At 74.2% G+C, this 17,587-nt stretch carries 15 protein-coding genes and 1 rRNA gene; 8 read left to right on the top strand and 8 right to left on the bottom strand.

What is annotated here, in order from left to right; genetic code table 11:
- The first annotated feature begins 244 nt into the window (after window positions 1–244).
- Together ACZ5OX_RS25100 and ACZ5OX_RS25095 are read left to right on the top strand one after the other, a co-directional pair.
- Window positions 245–814, top strand: a complete 570-nt coding sequence (locus ACZ5OX_RS25100) for a GNAT family N-acetyltransferase (RefSeq protein ID WP_465633161.1) — start codon at window positions 245–247, stop codon at window positions 812–814.
- A 68-nt stretch (window positions 815–882) separates the two neighbouring features.
- Window positions 883–2,088: a winged helix-turn-helix domain-containing protein gene (locus ACZ5OX_RS25095; RefSeq protein WP_465633160.1), complete on the top strand. Its 1,206-nt coding sequence runs from the start codon at window positions 883–885 to the stop codon at window positions 2,086–2,088.
- 42 nt (window positions 2,089–2,130) lie between these two features.
- On the opposite strand, the gene ACZ5OX_RS25090 is transcribed toward ACZ5OX_RS25095, so the two are convergent.
- Together ACZ5OX_RS25090 and hpf are read right to left on the bottom strand one after the other, a co-directional pair.
- Window positions 2,131–2,883, bottom strand: a complete 753-nt coding sequence (locus ACZ5OX_RS25090; RefSeq protein ID WP_449793038.1) for a response regulator — start codon at window positions 2,881–2,883, stop codon at window positions 2,131–2,133.
- Window positions 2,884–3,107: 224 nt separating this feature from the next.
- Window positions 3,108–3,803 carry a ribosome hibernation-promoting factor, HPF/YfiA family gene (gene hpf / locus ACZ5OX_RS25085; RefSeq protein WP_465633157.1) on the bottom strand — a complete coding sequence of 232 codons (696 nt, stop codon included), beginning with the start codon at window positions 3,801–3,803 and terminating at the stop codon, window positions 3,108–3,110.
- A 370-nt stretch (window positions 3,804–4,173) separates the two neighbouring features.
- Here hpf and ACZ5OX_RS25080 point away from each other — a divergent pair, with 370 nt between their 5' ends.
- Window positions 4,174–4,902, top strand: coding sequence for a ComF family protein (locus ACZ5OX_RS25080; protein ID WP_465633155.1), 729 nt, complete (start codon window positions 4,174–4,176; stop codon window positions 4,900–4,902).
- A gap of 93 nt (window positions 4,903–4,995) precedes the next feature.
- On the opposite strand, the gene ACZ5OX_RS25075 is transcribed toward ACZ5OX_RS25080, so the two are convergent.
- From ACZ5OX_RS25075 to mtrA, 3 genes are read right to left on the bottom strand one after another with little or no spacing between them, the layout of a single operon-like run.
- Window positions 4,996–6,882, bottom strand: coding sequence for an LpqB family beta-propeller domain-containing protein (locus ACZ5OX_RS25075; protein WP_465633153.1), 1,887 nt, complete (start codon window positions 6,880–6,882; stop codon window positions 4,996–4,998).
- Window positions 6,857–8,962, bottom strand: a complete 2,106-nt coding sequence (mtrB, locus tag ACZ5OX_RS25070; protein WP_465633151.1) for an MtrAB system histidine kinase MtrB — start codon at window positions 8,960–8,962, stop codon at window positions 6,857–6,859. The genes ACZ5OX_RS25075 and mtrB overlap by 26 nt, the downstream gene beginning before the upstream one ends.
- A gap of 1 nt (window position 8,963) precedes the next feature.
- Entirely contained in the window at window positions 8,964–9,641 is a 678-nt protein-coding gene (mtrA, locus tag ACZ5OX_RS25065; RefSeq protein WP_030247322.1) for an MtrAB system response regulator MtrA, read from the bottom strand.
- Between the two features lie 298 nt (window positions 9,642–9,939).
- On the opposite strand from mtrA, the gene ACZ5OX_RS25060 reads away from it, so the two are divergent.
- The 5 genes from ACZ5OX_RS25060 (at window position 9,940) to ACZ5OX_RS25040 (ending at window position 15,531) form a co-directional block, all read left to right on the top strand.
- Window positions 9,940–11,121 carry a DUF7847 domain-containing protein gene (locus tag ACZ5OX_RS25060; protein ID WP_465633149.1) on the top strand — a complete coding sequence of 394 codons (1,182 nt, stop codon included), beginning with the start codon at window positions 9,940–9,942 and terminating at the stop codon, window positions 11,119–11,121.
- Window positions 11,122–11,126: 5 nt separating this feature from the next.
- On the top strand, window positions 11,127–11,852 hold the full coding sequence (locus ACZ5OX_RS25055) for a DUF4129 domain-containing protein (RefSeq protein ID WP_465633147.1): 726 nt from the start codon (window positions 11,127–11,129) through the stop codon (window positions 11,850–11,852).
- Window positions 11,849–13,081 carry a DUF4350 domain-containing protein gene (locus ACZ5OX_RS25050; RefSeq protein WP_465633145.1) on the top strand — a complete coding sequence of 411 codons (1,233 nt, stop codon included), beginning with the start codon at window positions 11,849–11,851 and terminating at the stop codon, window positions 13,079–13,081. The genes ACZ5OX_RS25055 and ACZ5OX_RS25050 overlap by 4 nt, the downstream gene beginning before the upstream one ends.
- On the top strand, window positions 13,078–14,088 hold the full coding sequence (locus tag ACZ5OX_RS25045) for an AAA family ATPase (protein ID WP_449793031.1): 1,011 nt from the start codon (window positions 13,078–13,080) through the stop codon (window positions 14,086–14,088). Before ACZ5OX_RS25050 ends, ACZ5OX_RS25045 begins: the two co-directional genes overlap by 4 nt.
- Before the next feature lie 108 nt (window positions 14,089–14,196).
- Entirely contained in the window at window positions 14,197–15,531 is a 1,335-nt protein-coding gene (locus ACZ5OX_RS25040; protein WP_465633142.1) for a DUF58 domain-containing protein, read from the top strand.
- 58 nt (window positions 15,532–15,589) lie between these two features.
- On the opposite strand, the gene ACZ5OX_RS25035 is transcribed toward ACZ5OX_RS25040, so the two are convergent.
- The 3 genes from ACZ5OX_RS25035 to rrf form a co-directional block, all read right to left on the bottom strand.
- The gene (locus ACZ5OX_RS25035; RefSeq protein WP_465633433.1) at window positions 15,590–16,747 is read right to left on the bottom strand and encodes an RNA polymerase sigma factor; all 1,158 of its coding nucleotides are present in this window, start codon (window positions 16,745–16,747) and stop codon (window positions 15,590–15,592) included.
- A gap of 8 nt (window positions 16,748–16,755) precedes the next feature.
- Window positions 16,756–17,163 (bottom strand): YciI family protein, encoded by a 408-nt coding sequence (locus tag ACZ5OX_RS25030; protein ID WP_359908576.1) that lies wholly within the window; start codon window positions 17,161–17,163, stop codon window positions 16,756–16,758.
- 182 nt (window positions 17,164–17,345) lie between these two features.
- Window positions 17,346–17,462 (bottom strand): 5S ribosomal RNA (gene rrf / locus ACZ5OX_RS25025).
- Window positions 17,463–17,587: the final 125 nt, after the last annotated feature.

The raw sequence follows: 17,587 nt of genomic DNA, 5'->3' as shown, positions 1-17,587 counted from the left end.
TTGCCTGTATTGGCACTGGACGACTGCACGGCGGGTCCACCCCACCGCACGGGCCATCGTATGCGAGGAGTCCAACCCCCCGGGAGGTGCGTCAGCACGGTATTCCCGTGTCACCCGCGCGAGCACATGGCCAGATAGCACCGTCCACCGGGACAAAACGGTCGGCGGGTCGGAGAGTTGGCCGCCCGCGGGACCGGCCGGATATTCGGATGCCCGCTTTCCGACACCGTCGAATAATCCGTTCATGGAAGAAACCGGTACCGAAGCTGTCACCGAAGCTGTCACCCTCACCACCGAGCGGCTCGTCCTGCGGGCCCCGCGGGAATCCGACATCGACGCGGTCTTCGCCGCCTGCCAGGATCCCGAGATCCAGCGCTGGACGGTCGTCCCGTCGCCGTACCGGCGCGAGGACGCGGAGTTCTTCGTGCGCGATCTCGCGATCGACGGCTGGCGCACCGGAGCGCACCGGGTCTGGTGCGTGTTCGAGCGCGAGTCCGGCGCTCTGGTCGGCGCCCAGGGCCTCGTCCTGCGCCCCCAGGACCCGGGCTGCGCCGAGATCGGCTGGTGGGCCGTGAAGGAGTTCCGCGGCCGCGGCTACACCACCGAGGCCGCCCGCACCGTCTCCCGCTTCGGCCTGCGGGAGCTCGGCCTGCGCCGTCTGGAGTGGGTGGCCTACGTCGGCAACGGGGGCTCCCGCGCGGTCGCCGAGAAGGTCGGCTACCGCTTCGAGGGCACCCTGCGCTCGTACGCGGAGCAGCGCGGCGTCTTCCACGACTCCTGGATCGCCTCCCTGCTGCCCTCCGACCTGGGCTGAGCCCGCGGCCCCGCCCCTCGGCCCGATCCGGGCCCGCGCTGTCAGTGCCCCGGGCTACGCTCGCCGGCATGACCGCCGCCGCCCCCCGCCCCGCCCCCGTCGCCGTCCTCAGCGCGGACGACGCCCGCCGGATCGCCCTGCGCGCCCAGGGCCTGTTGGGCGCGCCCGACCGCCGCGGCGGGGTGCGCGGGGTGCTGCGGCACCTGGGCGCCGTCCAGCTGGACACCATCTCGGTGCTGGCCCGCTCGCACGAGCTGGTGCCGTACGCCCGGCTCGGCGCGGTCGGCCGCCCGGCCGTCGAGGCGGCGTACTGGGGCGGCGGCACGACCTTCGAGTACTGGTCGCACGCGGCCTGCATCCTGCCGGTCGAGGAGTGGCCGCTGTTCGCCTTCCGGCGCCGCCGCTACCGCGACCGCGGCCACCTCTGGGGCGGCCGGGTCGAGCCCGGGACGTACCGCGCCGTGCTCGACAAGCTGCGGGCCGAGGGGCCGTTGACCTCCACCGAGCTGGGCGGCGCCAAGAAGACGGCCGAGTGGTGGGACTGGTCCGACACCAAGATCGCGGTCGAGCGGGCGCTGGCCTTCGGCGAGGTGGTCTGCACCGAGCGCCGGAGCTGGAAGCGGGTCTACGCACTGGCCGAACAGGCCGTCCCGGACGCCCTGTTCGGCCAGGACAGGTCGGACGAGGAGTGTGTGCGCACCCTGGCCGCCCAGGCCGGCGCCGCCCTCGGCGTGGCCACCCGGGCCGATCTGCTGGACTACCACCGGCTGCGCGCCGAGCAGTTGGACCCGGTGCTCGCCGACTGCGGGCTCGTCCCGGTCGAGGTGGCCGGCTGGGGCCCGGACGGCGCCCCGGCCCCGGCCTGGGCCGACCCGGCCGCCCTCGCCACCGCCCCGCGCGGGCGCCACCGCACCACGCTGCTCTCGCCGTTCGACTCGCTGGTCTGGGACCGCCCCCGCACCGAGCGGATCTTCGGCATGACGCACCGGCTGGAGGCCTACACGCCCAAGCACAAGCGGGTGCACGGCTACTTCGCGATGCCGCTGCTGACCGGCGGCCGGCTGGTCGGCCGGGTCGACCCGGCCCGCGAGGGGCGCACCCTGGTCGCCCGGCAGGTCTCGCTGGACGGCCGCGGGAGCGGCGCCCGACACCTCGAGGCGCTCGCGACGGCCCTGCGCGAGGCGGCCTCCTGGGTCGGCTGCGACGAGGTGCGGGTCGGGGCGCTGCACGACGAGCGGCTGCGCCCCGCCCTGGAGAAGCTGCTGGCGGACTAGGACCACCAGGACCGCCAGGGGTACCCCCAAGTCCCGCCCGGCTCACCCTATTTCGAGGATCTTCTCCCGCATCGCGTACACCACGGCCTCCATCCGGGAGTGCAGCTGGAGCTTCTCCAGGATGTTGCGGACGTGGTTCTTCACGGTGTTCTCGCTGATGAACAGCTCCTTGGCGATCTCCCGGTTGTTCATGCCGGTGGCCACCAGTTTGAGCACCTCCAGCTCCCGGTCGGTGAGCCGGGGCGCGGGCACCAGGTCCCGGTCGTCGGAGCGGCGCTGGATCATCGACTTGAACTCGGTGAGCAGCTTGGAGGCCATCGAGGGGCTGATCTGCGACTGCCCGTCGGCGACCGCGCGGATCGCGGTGGCGACCTCGTCGGTGGAGATCTCCTTGAGCAGGTAGCCGGTGGCCCCGGCCTTGATCGCCTCGTAGAGGTCGGCCTCCTCGTCGCTTATCGTCAACATGATGATCTTGGTGCTGGGTGCCACGTCCTTGATCGCCGTACAGGCCTCGATCCCGCTGCGGCGCGGCATCCGGACGTCCATGAGGATGATGTCGGGCAGCAGGTCGGCGGCCTTCAGCACGGCCTCCGCGCCGTCCCCCGCCTCGCCGACGACCTTGATGTCCGGCTCCTCCGCGAGGACGATCTCCAGTCCCCGGCGGAACAGCGCGTGGTCGTCCACCACCAACACGCGGATCGGCTCACCCCGGTGCGGCTCGTACGCGGGCTCGTCCTCCGCCCCCGGCGGCAGCCCTGGCCCGACCCCGGGCCCCAGCCCGAAGTGATCCCCCATCCGCTCCTCCCCCTTCGCGGGTCGTCGTGCGCCAATCATTCCACGCTCCGACACCGCCACGGTCACCCTCCGATGCCGATTCCCCCGCATCGGGTGACCCCTGTGCCCGGGACGCGGCCCCGTTCGCGACGCCCCTCCCCGGACGCCGAACCGCCGCTCCCCCGAACGCCGGTGACCCCGGCGGCCACGGCCGCCGGGGTCACCCTCCATCGCTCCTCGGACGGTCAGTCCTCCTCGTCGGACCCGCCGATCGCCCCGCCCGCCCCGCCACCCGGCCCGGCCGCGAGGTCGGTCTGCAGGTGGATGACGCCGTAGTGGTAACCGTGCCGGCGGTAGACCACGCTCGGCAGGCCGCTGTCCTTCTCCACGAAGAGGTAGAAGTCGTGGCCGACCAGCTCCATCTCGTAGAGCGCCTGGTCCAGCGCCATGGGGGCGGCCGGGTGCGTCTTCTCCCGGACCACCAGCGGGCCTTCGCCCTCCACTTCCAGGGATCCCATCATGGTCTTGCGGACGGCGCCGTTCGTCGCGCCCTCCGGCGCCGTCGTGTCCGGCAGCGCGGCCAGGGCCGCGGTCGCCTCGGCGACGCTGATCGGGGTGCGGCCGTTCGCGCCGCCCTTGTGCACCCGACGCCGATCCGCGGACTTGCGCAGCTGCGCGTCGAGCTTCGCCGAGGCCAGGTCGAGCGCCGCGTACGGGTCGGCGGCGGCGGCTTCGGCCCGGATGACGGGGCCGCGGCTGCGGAGAGTGATCTCCACCCGATCGGAGCGGTCGGCCTGCCGCGGGTTGTGCTCCTTGGACACCTCGACGTCGAGGCTGATGGCCTTGGCGTCGAACTTCTGGACCTTCTCCAGCTTCTCGGCCACGTGCTCGCGGAACCTCTTGGGCACCTCGGTCTTGCGGCCCTTGACGACGATGTCCACGCAGAACTCCGATCCCTCGTGCTGACGCCGATCCGGGTGCTACCGGACCGGGCTGAGACCCAGCTGGACCAGCCCATCCACTGCCGGCCCCCCGCCCCCCGCCGCCAGCGGCGGGAAACGACTGGCCCTCACCTCACTTCCTCCCCACCAGGGACGGTTGAAACCCCCTGGGCCTTATCGAACACCTCACACGGGTTTTTCGCCTCCTCAGCCGATAAGGAGGGTATGACCCGATAATGCGGTCGGGCGGTCAAGCTGGTGCACCCTGTCTACCCTCTGGCGGATGAAGTATGGGTAAATACCTCGACAACGCCCCCCATACGGCGCATTGTGTGCTGACTCTCCGTGTCTGCCGCCGCCAGGAGCAGCCGTGCCGCCGTCCCCCGCCCCCGCCCGTCCACTGTCCGCGCAAGGGCCGTTCGGCCACGCACTGGCCGGGCTGCTGGACGTCCTGCTACCCGCGGACTGCGCCGGCTGCGGCAGCGAACGCACCCAGCTCTGCCCGGTCTGCCGGCGCGCGCTGGCCACCGCCCGGCCCGCCCCCACCCCGCTGCCCTGGACGCACGCGGCCGCGCCGTACACCGACCCGGTCCGTCAGTTGCTGCTCGCCCACAAGGAGCGCGGCGCGCTACGGCTGGCCGGGCCGCTGGGCGAGGCCCTCGGCCGGGCGGTGCGCTCCGCCCTGGGCGCTCGGGCCGGGGCCGCTCCGCTGCTGCTGGTCCCGATGCCCTCGGCGCGCTCGGCCGTCCGCGCCCGCGGGCACGATCCGACGCTGCGGCTGGCCGGGGCGGCCGCCCGCTCGCTGCGCCGGTCCGGCCTGGACGTCCGGGCCGCCCCGCTGCTGCGGCACGCCCGGCCGGTGGCCGACCAGACCGGGCTGAACGCGGCCGAACGGCGCCGCAACCTCCACGGCGCGCTCACCGTGCTGCCGCGCGCCCGGACCTGGCCGACGGGCCTGGCCGGCCGTCACCCGGTGCTGGTGGACGACCTGGTGACCACCGGCGCCAGCCTCGCCGAGGCCGCCCGGGCACTGGCCGACGCCGGGCTGCCGGCCCGGGCCGGCGCCACGGTCGCGGCCACCGTGCACCCGGCGGGCTGACCACCGCCGCGGCCGCGGCCTGCCCGGGCGAGCCGACGCCCCCTCCCGGACGCGCCGTCAGCAGGGCGGCGCGTCATCGGCCCGCGCGCGCCGTCAGCCCGCGTAGAGGAAGGACCGGGGCTTGTCGATCAGCGAGGCTTCCCGCCACTGGTGGTTGACCAGGCGGAAGGCCTTGAGCTCGCTCGGCTTCCCGTCCGTCTGCTTGACCTCGCCCATCGCGAGCACCGGCGGCGTCTGGGTCAGGCTGTCCGCCCGGGACTCCGAGGCCGCGACGGTCTGCATGGTCTCGGCGCTCTGCAGCTGGGTGTCCGTGCTCTGCGAGCCGTCGGTGCTGATGTAGTACAGCTGCTGGGTCCGGTCGGCCTCCTTGCCGAGCACCACCAGCTGGTCGGCCTCCGCCCAGGACACCGAGGCGACGTCGGTGAGCGTCGGTGCGGCCTGGCGCAGCCCGGTGATCTTCACGGTGGGCGCCTGCGGGGTGCCGCCGTGCACCACGAGTCCGAACCGCAGCGAGCGGCTGGTCACCCCCGGGGTCTTGACCACCAGGGCGACCCGGACACCGTCCGAGGCGATCTTCATCCCCTGCACGGTCTGCCCGGTCAGCAGGCCCTCGACCGGCACGGTGTACGACTTGGCGCCGCGCACCATCACCACCCGGGGGCCCTGCTTGTTGCGGTCCACCACCCAGAGGTCGCCGCGGCCGTCCCAGCTGGGCGAGGCGAAGCCGTCCTCCTTGTCGCCGCCCTTGGCCGGCGAGGTGAGCACCGGCTCGCCCATGGCCACCGTGCTGTCCGACAGCGGCAGCGAGTAGACCTGGTGGCCGTCCTCGCTGATCGCCGCGGCCTGGGTGCCGCTGCGGCTGACCGCGAAGGCGCCGAGCGGCGGCTTGGTGTTCGACTGCGGCTTGCCGAGGATGCCGCGGACCGGGTCCCCGGGGCGTCCCTCGTCGGTCGCCACCAGGGCGCCGTCGGCACGCTGGTAGTACTGCGTCGCGGACGACGGCCCGACCAGGGCACCGGGGCCGACGAGCGGCTCCTCGCCACGGCGGACGGTGCAGGAACCGCGCTGCCCCTTCAGCTCCAGCTTGTCGAGGCCCTTGCCCTGGTCGGCGAGGGTGTAGAAGAGCTGGTTCGCCATCCGCCGGCAGGCCGTCGCCTCGCCGAGGTCGGTCGAGCCGAGCTGCACGTGGGCGGTCTTGCTGTCGTCGATGGTCACCCGCTCGACCCGGACACCGCTCGGGAACGCCGTCCGGACCGCCTGCGAGAGCCACGTCGAGGGCCCGTCGGCCACCGCCTGGGCCGCCGAGGTCAGCGGGTCCGTCCGGCGCCGCAGGTAGATCGGGTCGGCGACCAGCACCTCCTGGCCGGCGTTCCCGCCGGCCGCCGCCGACGGGTCCGGCGTGGTGTAGAAGAACCGCTCGACCTGCCGGAAGCTGTTCCGGAAATTGGTCTCGTTCATGATCACGCCGGGCGGCAGCTTGTCGATCCGCCACTCGCCGTCCTTCCGGACGAAGGTGAAGGGCGACGAGACGTTGTTCTGCCCGGTGACCAGCTCGAACGAGTGCTTCTCGTCGACGCCGGCGACCAGCTGCCCGGTCACCGACACCGAGACCGTGTCCGCGTCGGTGACGTCCGGGACGTCCGGGATGGTCGTGGACGAGAGCACCCGGAGCTCCGCCTCCGGCTTCCACTCCGCGGCGGCGCTCTCGGTGAGGTACTTGCGCGCGGTGTCGTACCCCTCGTCGGCGGTCACCGCGTCCAGGAACCCGGTCAGCAGCTCGCGCGGCTTGGCGCCCTTCCCGGGCGCCACCGGGTAGACCCGGGCCTGGAGGTTCTTGTCCGCCGAGCCCTGGGACAGCTCCACCTTGGTGATGCCGCCGGAATCCGGCATCGCCGCGCAGCCGCTCGCCACCAGGGCGCCGAGCAGCCCGCCGACCGCCGCGAGGAGCCGCGGCTCAGTCCTGTTGCTCGTCCCTCGCACGCTGCGACCCCTCCGCGTCCCTCGTCCCGCCCGTCACGTCCGGCTCCGCCGTCCGCTGCGCCACCGACGGCCGTCCGGCCGTCGGGTCCACCATGACCTGGGCCCCGGTGGCCCCGTACCCGGCGGCCGTCCGCACGTCCGAGGGGTCCGAACGCGGCCCCTCGGGCATCCGGCTCCGGCCCAGCCCGGGGCCGATGTTCAGCACCCCGCCGAGCCCGCTGCCGAGGCCGCCGCCCGCGCTCTCCGGCGTCTCCGCCTGCTCGTCGACGGCGGCCGACGCCGTGGCCCCGGACGGGCTGATCGCCCGCCGGTACGGCGTGCCCTGCGCACCCAGCCCCCGGTTGTTGCGGGAGTCCTCCGGCTCCAGCCGGAACGGCGCCCGGGTGATCTCGCCACCGCGGGTGCGCGGCAGGGTGAGCCGGAAGTGCGAGCCGCCACCGGGCTCGCCCCAGGCCTGGAGCCAGCCGCCGTGCAGGTGGGCGTCCTCGACGGCGATCGACAGGCCGAGGCCGGTGCCGCCGGTGGTCCGCACCCGGGACGGGTCGGCCCGCCAGAAGCGGTGGAACACCCGGGACGCCTCGCCCGGCTTGAGGCCGATGCCGTAGTCGCGCACGCCGACCGCGACCGCGCCGTCCGCCGAGCCCAGCCGGACCACCACGTCGCGGCCCTCGCCGTGTTCCAGCGCGTTGACCACCAGGTTGCGCAGGATCCGCTCGATCCGGCGGGAGTCCACCTCGGCCAGCACCGGCTCGCCGTCGCCGCGGATCACCACGGCGCTGCCCTTGGCCTGCGCCAGCGGATCGGCGGCCTCGACCACCCGGGCGACGATCTCGCGCAGGTCGACCGGCTCGGCGTCCAGGATCGCGGCGCCCGCGTCGAAGCGGCTGATCTCCAGCAGGTCGGCGAGCAGCGACTCGAAGCGGTCCAGCTGGCCCTGCAGCAGCTCCGCCGAGCGGGCCGCCATCGGGTCCAGGTCCTCGCGGCTGTCGTAGATGAGGTCCGCGGCCATCCGGACCGTGGTCAGCGGGGTGCGCAGCTCGTGCGAGACGTCCGAGACGAACCGCCGCTGCACCCGGGACAGCTCCTCCAGCTGGCGGATCTGCGCCTGGAGGGCGTTGGCCATCCGGTTGAAGGACTCCCCGAGGCGGGCGATGTCGTCCGTCCCGGTGACCTTCATCCGCTCTTCCAGGTGCCCGTCGGCGAGCCGCTCGGAGATCCCGGCGGCCATCCGGACCGGGGTGACCACCTGGCGCACCACGACCCAGGCGATGCCGCCCATCAGGATCACCACGAACACCCCGGCGGTGGCCAGGGTGCCGGTGACCAGGTTGAGGGTGTCGGTCTCCTGGCCGAAGGAGAACACGTAGAACATCTGGTACGGCGTCCCGGCCGGGCCGTCGAACTGCATGCCGAGGGCCAGCCCGGGCTCGGACTTGACGTCGCTCCCGGGCGATCGGTAGATCCGGGTCGGCTGGTCGAACATCTGGTTGGGCTCGGCGAGCAGCTTGGCCCGCAGGGAGTCCGGGATGCTGCTGGGCTGGATGTCGCCCGAGTAGCGCGGCGCGAAGCCCGTGGTGTCGGGGACGACGGCACCGGTGCCGGGGGCCATCGCGATCACCGAGTAGACCGTCTGCCCGCTCCCGGCCAGGTCGTTGACCTGCCGCAGCAGCCAGGTGCCGACCTCACTGACCGTCGGGTCGGCGGTGCCCCGCAGCTTCTGGTCGTTGGCCTCGTCGATCTTCTTCTGCTCGACCTGGAAGCCGATCCGGGCCTGCGCGCGGGCGGCGTCCGTCTTGGTGCCGAGCAGGCCGTTGCGCACCTGCGCCACCACGACCACGCCCAGCACCACGACGACAGCGATGGACGCCAGCAGGGACACCGCGACCACGCGCAGCTGGATCGACCGGCGGTACAGCGCGGCCACCCGGTGCGTGGGGCGGCGCAGCTGACGCTTCACCAGTGCGGCCACCGCGGAAGGGCCCCGTCGGCGGCGGGTGGTCGAACTCAGCACGTCACCGCGCACGGCCCCGGCCCCGTCGGTCGCGGAACCCGACGGGGTGTCGTCTGCCCGGTCCGTCACGTCAGCTGGGTCCGGCCTTGTAGCCGACGCCACGGACGGTCACCACGATCTCGGGGCGCTCCGGGTCCTTCTCGATCTTGGACCGCAGTCGCTGCACGTGGACGTTGACCAGGCGGGTGTCCGCCGCGTGGCGGTAGCCCCAGACCTGCTCCAGCAGCACCTCGCGGGTGAACACCTGCCAGGGCTTCCGGGCCAGCGCAACCAGCAGGTCGAACTCCAGCGGGGTCAGCGGGATGCCGCGGCCGTCCCGCTTCACCGAGTGGCCGGCCACGTCGATCACCAGGTCGCCGATGGTCAGCTGCTCGGGCGTGGGCTCCTCGGCGCGGCGCAGCCGGGCGCGCACCCGGGCCACCAGCTCCTTGGGCTTGAACGGCTTGGTGACGTAGTCGTCGGCGCCCGACTCCAGGCCCACCACGACGTCGACCGTGTCGGTCTTCGCGGTCAGCATCACGATCGGGATGCCGGACTCCGCCCGGATCTGTCGGCACACGTCGATGCCGTCCCGGCCGGGCAGCATCAGGTCGAGCAGGACGAGGTCGGGCTTGGTCTCCCGGAACGCTGCTAGCGCCCTGTCCCCATCCGCGACGAAAAACGGCTCAAAACCCTCACCACGCAGCACGATGCCGAGCATCTCGGCCAGTGCGGAGTCGTCATCAACGACGAGGACGCGTCCCTTCATGCGTCCATCTTCTCATTACCGGATTGTGACCTGCCGCACAGCAGTGCCAATGCTCCAGAACGGCCAACTCCCCCACCGGTGCATTCCGGCCATACCGGGCGAATGTGCCCGCCGGGACCGCCCGCGGCCCCTCGCCGACCCCGCCACGGCCCCCCACCCGGCAGGGCCCGGAGGACCGTTGCCGATCAGCAACCGGATCGCCATGGGGCCGAATTCCGGCCCCATGGCACGATGGGCGCTGCGCGCGGGCGGAAGATCCGTTCGCAGTCGCGCCCGTGACGCCCTCCGAGGAGCAGTGATGACCGACACCCCGGGCTGGGCCTCGCCCAGCTCGTCCGAGCCGCCCCGCGACGACGCCCGGCCCCCGGCCGACGCGCCCGCCGCCGTGCCCGGGCCGTCGGCACCACCGCAGGCCACCCCCGGCTGGACCGGCCCGGCCGGCGCCCCCGGACCGCAGTGGGGGCAGCAGTGGGGGCAGCAGCCTCCCGGCGGCCACCGCCCGTACGGCTGGGGCGCCCCGGCCGGCCCCAAGCCCGGCGTCATCCCGCTGCGCCCGCTGAGCTTCGGCGAGCTGCTGGACGGTGCCGTCACCACCGTGCGCCGGCACTGGCGCACCGCGCTCGCGCTCTCGCTCGGCCTCGCCGTGGTCGCCCAGGCCGGCAACGTCCTGGTCAACCTGCTGGTCAAGGGCAAGACCGGCGAGGCCACCCAGAGCCTGCGGCTGCTGGCCGGCCTGCCGCTGGAACTGCTGCTCAACGTGATCGCCACCGCGCTGCTCACCATCGTGGTCAGCCGCGCCGTCCTCGGCCGGTCGGTGACCGCAGGGGAGGCCTGGCACGACGCCCGTCCCCGGCTGCTGCAGCTGCTCGGGCTGACCCTGCTGACCGCGCTGGTCGGCCCCGGCGTGGCGCTGCTCGGCTTCACCCCGCTGCTCGGCTACCTCGCCGCCGGCCAGGACACCCCCGCGATCGTCGGCCTGCTCACCCTGGTCGGCCTGCTGACCGTGCCGGTCGCCGTCTGGCTCTACATGCGCTTCAGCCTCGCCGCCCCCGCCCTGATGCTGGAGAAGCAGGGCGTGCTGACGGCGCTGTCACGCTCGTGGCGCCTGGTCCGCGGCGCCTGGTGGCGGGTCCTCGGCATCAACCTGCTGGGCCACGTGCTGGCGCTCGTCGTCGCGATGGTCGTCGTGGTCCCGTTCCAGTTCCTCGGCTTGGCGCTGGGCTTCGAGAGCCTCAACGACCAGGGCCTGCCCGACAGCGCCGACCGCAGCATCGCCATGGTGCTGCTGCTCGCGGTCGCCGGGATCATCGCCGGCACCTTCACCACCCCGTTCATCGCCGCCGTCGGCGTGCTGGTCTACATCGACCAGCGGATCCGCCGCGAGGCCCTGGACATCGAGCTCGCCCGCGCGGCCGGCCTGCCCGAGTACGACGGCACCGGCCGGGGCGGACCGGGCGACCCGAGCCCGGCGAGGCGCTGAGCCGGATGCCTGACTGGGGGGAAGGGCTCCTCGCCGCGGGCGGCGCACCGGTCACCGTGCCACGGGACCCGGCGCGCGAGGCCGCCCGCGACGAGCTGCTCGACGCGGAGTACCACAAGCACGACCCGTCCGTCCTGAAACGGATCACGGACTGGTTCTACGACCACATCGCCAGGGCGCTCGACAGCATCTCCGGCGGCGGCGCCACCGGCACCACCGGACTGATCCTCTTCCTGATCGTCGTGGTGCTGATCGGCGTCGCGCTCTGGTGGCGCCTCGGCGCGCCCCGCCGCGCCGCCCGCACCGTCCAGGACGTGTACGGCGCCGACGGCCCGCGCAGCGCCGACCAGTACCGGGCCGACGCCGCCGCACACGCCGCCGCCGGACGCTGGACCCAGGCCGTCCGCGAGCAGATGCGCGCCCTGGTGCGCGCCCTGGAGGAGCGCACCCTGCTCGACACCCGCCCCGGCCGCACCGCCGACGAGGCCGCCGCCGAGGCCGGCCGGGCACTGCCCGAGCACGCCGCCGCGCTGGCCGCGGCCGCCCGGACCTTCGACGACATCGCGTACGGCGAGCGCGCCGCCGACCAGGACGCGTACCGGCTGCTGCACGAACTCGACCGGACGCTGGAGCGCACCCGCCCGGTCCTCACCCCCGACGCCGCCGGAGCCGCCGCCCCCGCGTCGACCCCGGCCCCGGCTCCGGCCTCGACCCCGGGAGGAGCGGCATGACCGGCACCGCCCCCGCCCCCGCCCCCGAAGCCACGGTTCCCGGAACACCCGCCGACGCCCCGACCAGCCTCTCCCCCACCGCGCGCGGCCTGTGGCGCCGCTCCCGCTGGTACCTGGCCGTCCTCGCCGCCCTGCTGATCGGCGCCGCCGCCGTGTCCAGCCTCGGCGAGGACCGCCGCTACCCGCCGCTGGACCCGCGCTCGTACGACCGCGACGGCACCCACGCCGCCCTCGCCCTGCTCGAACGCCAGGGCCTCAAGGCCGAGTTCACCACCGACCCGACCACCGCCCCGGCCGGCCAGGACACCCTCGTCCTGCCCGAACCCGACCTGCTCAGCCCCGCCCAGCTGCGCGCCGTCGCCGCCGCCCGGCACCGGCGGCTGGTCCTGGTCGCCCCCGGCCCGGCCGCGCTCACCACGCTCGCCCCCGGCATCCGGCTGTCCGACGACGCGGGCGGACCGCCGTACGCCGCCGTCCGCTCCACCCCCGCGGAGTGCTCGCTCACCGAGGCCGTCCGGGCCGGCAGCGCCCAGCAGGGCGGCATGCTCTACACCAGCGGCAGCCGCGGCGAGGGCTGCTACCCGCGCGGCCACGGCTACCCGCTGGTCAGCCTCCCGGCCGCCGACGGCGACCGCGACGTCATCGTGCTCGGCAGCGGCAGCTTCCTGCACAACAGCGAACTGGCCAAGGACGGCGACGCCTCCCTCGCGCTCGGCCTGCTCGGCTCGCAGCCCCGCCTCACCTGGCACCTGCCCGACTACTCCGCCCCCGTCCCCGACGGCGCCCGCACCAGGACCTTCGAGGACTACCTGCCGAGCGGCTGGGGCTGGGCCACCCGCCAGCTCGCCGTCGCCGCCGTGCTCGCCGCCCTCTGGCGCGGCCGCCGGCTCGGCCCGGTGGTCAGCGAGAACCTGCCCGTGGTGGTCCGCGCCGCCGAGACCACCGAGGGCCGCGCCCGCCTGTACCGCCGGGCCAAGGCCCGCGGCCGCGCCGCCGAGGCGCTGCGCCGCGCCACCGCCCACCGCCTCGCCCCCGCCCTGGGCGTCCCGCTCCGGGCCGGCGCACCCGACCCCGACGCGCTCTGCGTCGCCGTGGCCGACCGGCTGCCCGACCGGCCCGCCGGGGACGTCCGGGCCCTGCTGTACGGCCCGCCCCCGACCGACGACGCCGCGCTGCTGCGGCTCGCCGACGACCTCGACGCCCTCGAAAGGCAGGTACGGAACCCGTGACCGACCAGGCAACCGCCCAGCTGCGCTCCGTCCCCGGCACGGCACCCGCCACCCCCGCCACCGACCCGCGCGCCGCGCTGACCGCCCTGCGCGCCGAGATCGGCAAGGCCGTGGTCGGCCAGGACGCCGCCGTCACCGGCCTGGTCGTCGCCCTGCTCTGCGGCGGCCACGTGCTGCTGGAGGGCGTCCCCGGCGTCGCCAAGACGCTGCTGGTGCGCACCCTGTCCACCGCGCTCAGCCTGGAGACCAAGCGCGTCCAGTTCACCCCCGACCTGATGCCCGGCGACGTCACCGGCTCGCTCGTCTACGACGCCCGCACCGCCGAGTTCTCCTTCCAGCCCGGCCCGGTCTTCACCAACCTGCTGCTCGCGGACGAGATCAACCGCACCCCGCCGAAGACCCAGGCCGCCCTGCTGGAGGCCATGGAGGAACACCAGGTCACCGTGGACGGCGTACCGCGCGCGCTGCCCGTCCCGTTCCTGGTCGCCGCGACCCAGAACCCGGTCGAGTACGAGGGCACCTACCCGCTGCCCGAGGCCCAGCTGGACCGCTTCCTGCTCAAGCTGATCCTGCCGCTGCCCGACCGCGACCAGGAGTTCCAGGTGCTCTCCCGGCACGCCGCCGGCTTCGACCCGCGCGACCTCGGCGCGGCCGGCGTCCGCCCGGTCGCCGGGCCCGAGCACCTCACCGCGGCCCGCGAGCAGATCGCCCGGCTGACCGTCTCCCCCGAGGTCCTCGCCTACATCGTCGACCTCTGCCGGGCCACCCGGCAGTCCCCGTCGCTGTCCATCGGCGTCTCCCCGCGCGGCGCCACCGCCCTGCTCGCCGCCTCCCGCGCCTGGGCCTGGCTGGCCGGCCGCGACTACGTCACCCCGGACGACGTCAAGGCGCTCGCCCTGCCGACCCTGCGGCACCGGGTCGCGCTGCGCGCCGAGGCCGAGATGGAGGGCGTCACCGCCGACTCCGTCATCCAGGCCGTCCTCGCCCAGACGCCCGCGCCGCGCTGACCCCGGCACACCCTGCCGCACCGCACCACCGCCCCCGTTCCGGCCCCCCGGCCGACGGACTTTCGACTCACCGGCTCAGACCCACGGGCTTCCGAAGGAGCGCACCGCATGGCCCTCACCGGGCGAACCGCCCTGCTCGCCGCACTCGGCGCGCTCGTCGTGGGCCTGCTGCTGCCGTCCTGGACCGGGATCGGCCTGGTCACCGGGGCGGTGCTGATCGCCGTCGCGGTCGACCTGGTGCTCGCCGCCCCCGTCCGCGGCCTGCGGTTCGGTCGGGGCGGCGACACCACCGTCCGGCTCGGCGAACCCGCCACCGTCGAACTGACCGTCACCAACCCCTCCAGCCGCGCACTCCGGGGCCTGGTGCGCGACGCCTGGGCCCCGTCCGCCTGGCGCCCCGGCACCGCCGAGACCGCCTCCCGGCACACCCTGGCCCTCCCCGGCGGCGAACGGCGCCGGATCACCACCGTGCTCGCCCCCACCCGCCGCGGCGACCACCACGCCCACCGGGTGACGGTCCGCTCGCTCGGCCCGCTCGGCCTGGCCGGCCGCCAGGGCTCGCACCTCGTCCCCTGGACGGTCCGCGCCCTGCCCCCGTTCACCAGCCGCAAGCACCTGCCCTCCCGGCTCGCCCGGCTGCGCGAACTCGACGGCCGCACCTCGGTGCTGACCCGCGGCCAGGGCACCGAGTTCGACTCCCTGCGCGAGTACCTGCCAGGCGACGACATCCGCTCCATCGACTGGAGGGCCAGCGCCCGCCGCGCAGCGAACACGGCCGCCGGCGCGGGGGGCGTCGCCGTCCGCACCTGGCGCCCCGAACGCGACCGGCACATCCTCGTCGTCCTCGACACCGGCCGCACCTCCGCCGGCCGGGTCGGCGACGCACCCCGCCTGGACGCCGCCCTCGACGCCGCCCTGCTGCTCACCGCCCTCGCCACCCGGGCCGGCGACCGGGTCGACCTGCTCGCCCACGACTCCCGCAAGCGCGTCGCAGTGGCCGGCAGTTCGGCCCACGAGGTGCTGCCCGCCTTCACCAACGCGATGGCCGGCCTGGAACCCGCACTCCACGAGACCGACATGCGCTCCCTGGTCGCCACCGCACTCAAGATGGCACCGCACCGCTCACTCGTCGTACTGCTCACCGGCCTCGACGCGGCCCCCGTCGAGGACGGCCTGCGCCCGCTGCTGCCGATGCTCACCAAGCGCCACGAGGTCGTCCTCGCCTCCGTCGCCGACCCCCAGCTCGACGTCCTCGCCGCCGGGCGGGGCACCCTGGAGGCGGTGTACGGCGCGGCGGCCGCCGAGCAGACCCGCGCCGACCGCCGGGCCACCGCCGAGCGCCTCACCCGCCACGGCGTCACCGTGCTGGACGCCCCGCCGGCCCGGATCGCCCCGGCCCTGGCCGACACCTACCTCGCGCTGAAGGCCGCCGGCCGGCTCTGAGGGCCGCCGGTCAGCTCTGAGGGCCGCCAGTCAGCTCTGATGGCCCCGACAAGACCCGTCAGCCCGTCCGACGTTCCTTCAGGCCCGTGTTGAGCCGGGCGGCCTGACGGGTCAGGTGGTCACGCTCGGCGAGCGTGGGGGCCTTGTGCGCCGCCTCCGCGTACAAGCGGGCCGCCATCGCCAGGTCCCCGTCGCGCTCGTGGAGGTACGCCGCCACCGCCGCGTACCTCGGCAGCGCCGCGTCCAGCTCCGCGAGTTCCCTCAGCCCGGCGCGCGGCCCGTCCGCCTCACCGACCGCCACCACACGGTTGAGCCGCACCACCGGACTCCCGGTCAGCCGGACGAGCTCGTCGTACCACTCGACGATCTGCACCCAGTCCGTCTCCTCGGCGGTCGGCGCGTCGGCGTGCAGCGCCGCGATGGCCGCCTGGGCCTGGAACTCGCCCAGCCGGTCCCGGGCCAGCGCCGCCTGGAGGATCCCGACGCCCTCGGCGATCAGCCCGGTGTCCCACCGGCCGCGGTCCTGCGCGGCCAGCGGCACCAGCGCACCGTCGGGCGCCGTCCGGCCGGCCCGTCGGGCGTGGTGCAGCAGCATCAGGGCCAGCAGTCCGGCCACCTCGGGGTGGTCGATCACCGCCGCGAGCTGCCGGGTGAGCCGGATGGCCTCGGCCGCGAGGTCGACGTCCCCGGAGTAGCCCTCGTTGAAGACCAGGTAGAGGACCCGGAGCACGGTGGCGACGTCCCCCGGCTGATCGAACCGGACCCCGGAGACGGTGCGCTTCGCGCGGCTGATCCGCTGCGCCATGGTCGCCTCGGGCACCAGGTAGGCCCGGGCGATCTGGCGGGTGGTCAGCCCTCCCACGGCCCGCAGGGTCAGCGCCACCGCCGAGGAGGGAGTCAACGACGGGTGGGCGCACAGGAAGTAGAGCTGCAGCGTGTCGTCCACGGCGGCCGTGGGCCCGGGCTCCGGCTCCCGGTCCACCAGGTCCTCCCGACGCCGGCGGGCGGCGTCCGACCGGGTCGCGTCCAGGAACTTGCGCCAGGCCACGGTGACCAGCCAGCCCTTGGAATCGCGCGGCTGCTCGGCGGGCCAGAGCCGCACCGCCTCGACCAGCGCCTCCTGCACGGCGTCCTCGGCCGCCGCGAAGTCTGCTCCGCGGCGGACGAGGACACCGATGACGCTCGGGGTGAGGCTCCTCAGCAGGGCCTCGTCCATCGGAGCGGTCACTCCGTGATGGTCGGCGGCATGGCCAGGAACGGCCGCAGTTCCAGCCATTCGTGGATCGGCTTGCCGCCGGCCCCGGGGGCGGCCGACAGTTCCCCGGCCAGCTCGACGGCGCGCTCGTAGCTGTCCACGTCGATCACCATCCAGCCGGCGATGAGGTCCTTGGTCTCGGCGAACGGACCGTCGGTGACCGGCGGCCGCCCCTCACCGTCGTACCGGACCCACGTCCCCTCCGGCGCGAGCGCCTGACCGTCGACGAACTCGCCGGTCTTCTCCAGCCGGTCAGCGAAGTCCTGCATGTACGTGATGTGCGCCGTGACCTCCTCCGGCGTCCACTGGTCCATCGGCACGCAGTTCACCGCGTCCGGGGCGCCCCGGTAGTGCTTCAGCAGCAGGTACTTGGCCATCGTCTTCTCCTCGGTCCTCGGAGCCGTGCGCCCCACTGTGGGCCGCTCGTACCCCGGGGACGGTGCCAGGCGCGGGTTCTCGACATGGTCGGCCAAGATCTTTTCGACCGTCTGTCGCCGGCTTGGCCCGGAAATGCGAAAAGCCCCTGATCCGAATGGATCAGGGGCTTTTCAGAAGAATTGTTCGGCGGCGTCCTACTCTCCCACAGGGTCCCCCCTGCAGTACCATCGGCGCTGTGAGGCTTAGCTTCCGGGTTCGGAATGTAACCGGGCGTTTCCCTCACGCTATGACCACCGAAACACTATGAAACTATCAACCGGACCAACCACATATCGGTTGGGGTCGTTGTTTCAGAACAACACAGTGGACGCGAGCAACTGAGGACAAGCCCTCGGCCTATTAGTACCGGTCAACTCCACCCCT

The sequence above is a fragment of the Kitasatospora sp. NPDC032121 genome, assembly GCF_055580145.1.
This window is presented reverse-complemented; position numbering and strand designations above follow the sequence as displayed.

Bases quoted from the DNA above. Each gene is read 5' to 3' on its own strand.
- ACZ5OX_RS25090 (WP_449793038.1), bottom strand. From the start codon at position 2,883: ATGGGGGATCACTTCGGGCTGGGGCCCGGGGTCGGGCCAGGGCTGCCG.
- ACZ5OX_RS25040 (WP_465633142.1), top strand. From the start codon at position 14,197: ATGGCCCTCACCGGGCGAACCGCCCTGCTCGCCGCACTCGGCGCGCTC.
- ACZ5OX_RS25100 (WP_465633161.1), top strand. From the start codon at position 245: ATGGAAGAAACCGGTACCGAAGCTGTCACCGAAGCTGTCACCCTCACC.
- ACZ5OX_RS25035 (WP_465633433.1), bottom strand. From the start codon at position 16,747: ATGGACGAGGCCCTGCTGAGGAGCCTCACCCCGAGCGTCATCGGTGTC.
- ACZ5OX_RS25060 (WP_465633149.1), top strand. From the start codon at position 9,940: ATGACCGACACCCCGGGCTGGGCCTCGCCCAGCTCGTCCGAGCCGCCC.
- ACZ5OX_RS25050 (WP_465633145.1), top strand. From the start codon at position 11,849: ATGACCGGCACCGCCCCCGCCCCCGCCCCCGAAGCCACGGTTCCCGGA.
- ACZ5OX_RS25095 (WP_465633160.1), top strand. From the start codon at position 883: ATGACCGCCGCCGCCCCCCGCCCCGCCCCCGTCGCCGTCCTCAGCGCG.
- ACZ5OX_RS25055 (WP_465633147.1), top strand. From the start codon at position 11,127: ATGCCTGACTGGGGGGAAGGGCTCCTCGCCGCGGGCGGCGCACCGGTC.
- mtrA (WP_030247322.1), bottom strand. From the start codon at position 9,641: ATGAAGGGACGCGTCCTCGTCGTTGATGACGACTCCGCACTGGCCGAG.
- ACZ5OX_RS25030 (WP_359908576.1), bottom strand. From the start codon at position 17,163: ATGGCCAAGTACCTGCTGCTGAAGCACTACCGGGGCGCCCCGGACGCG.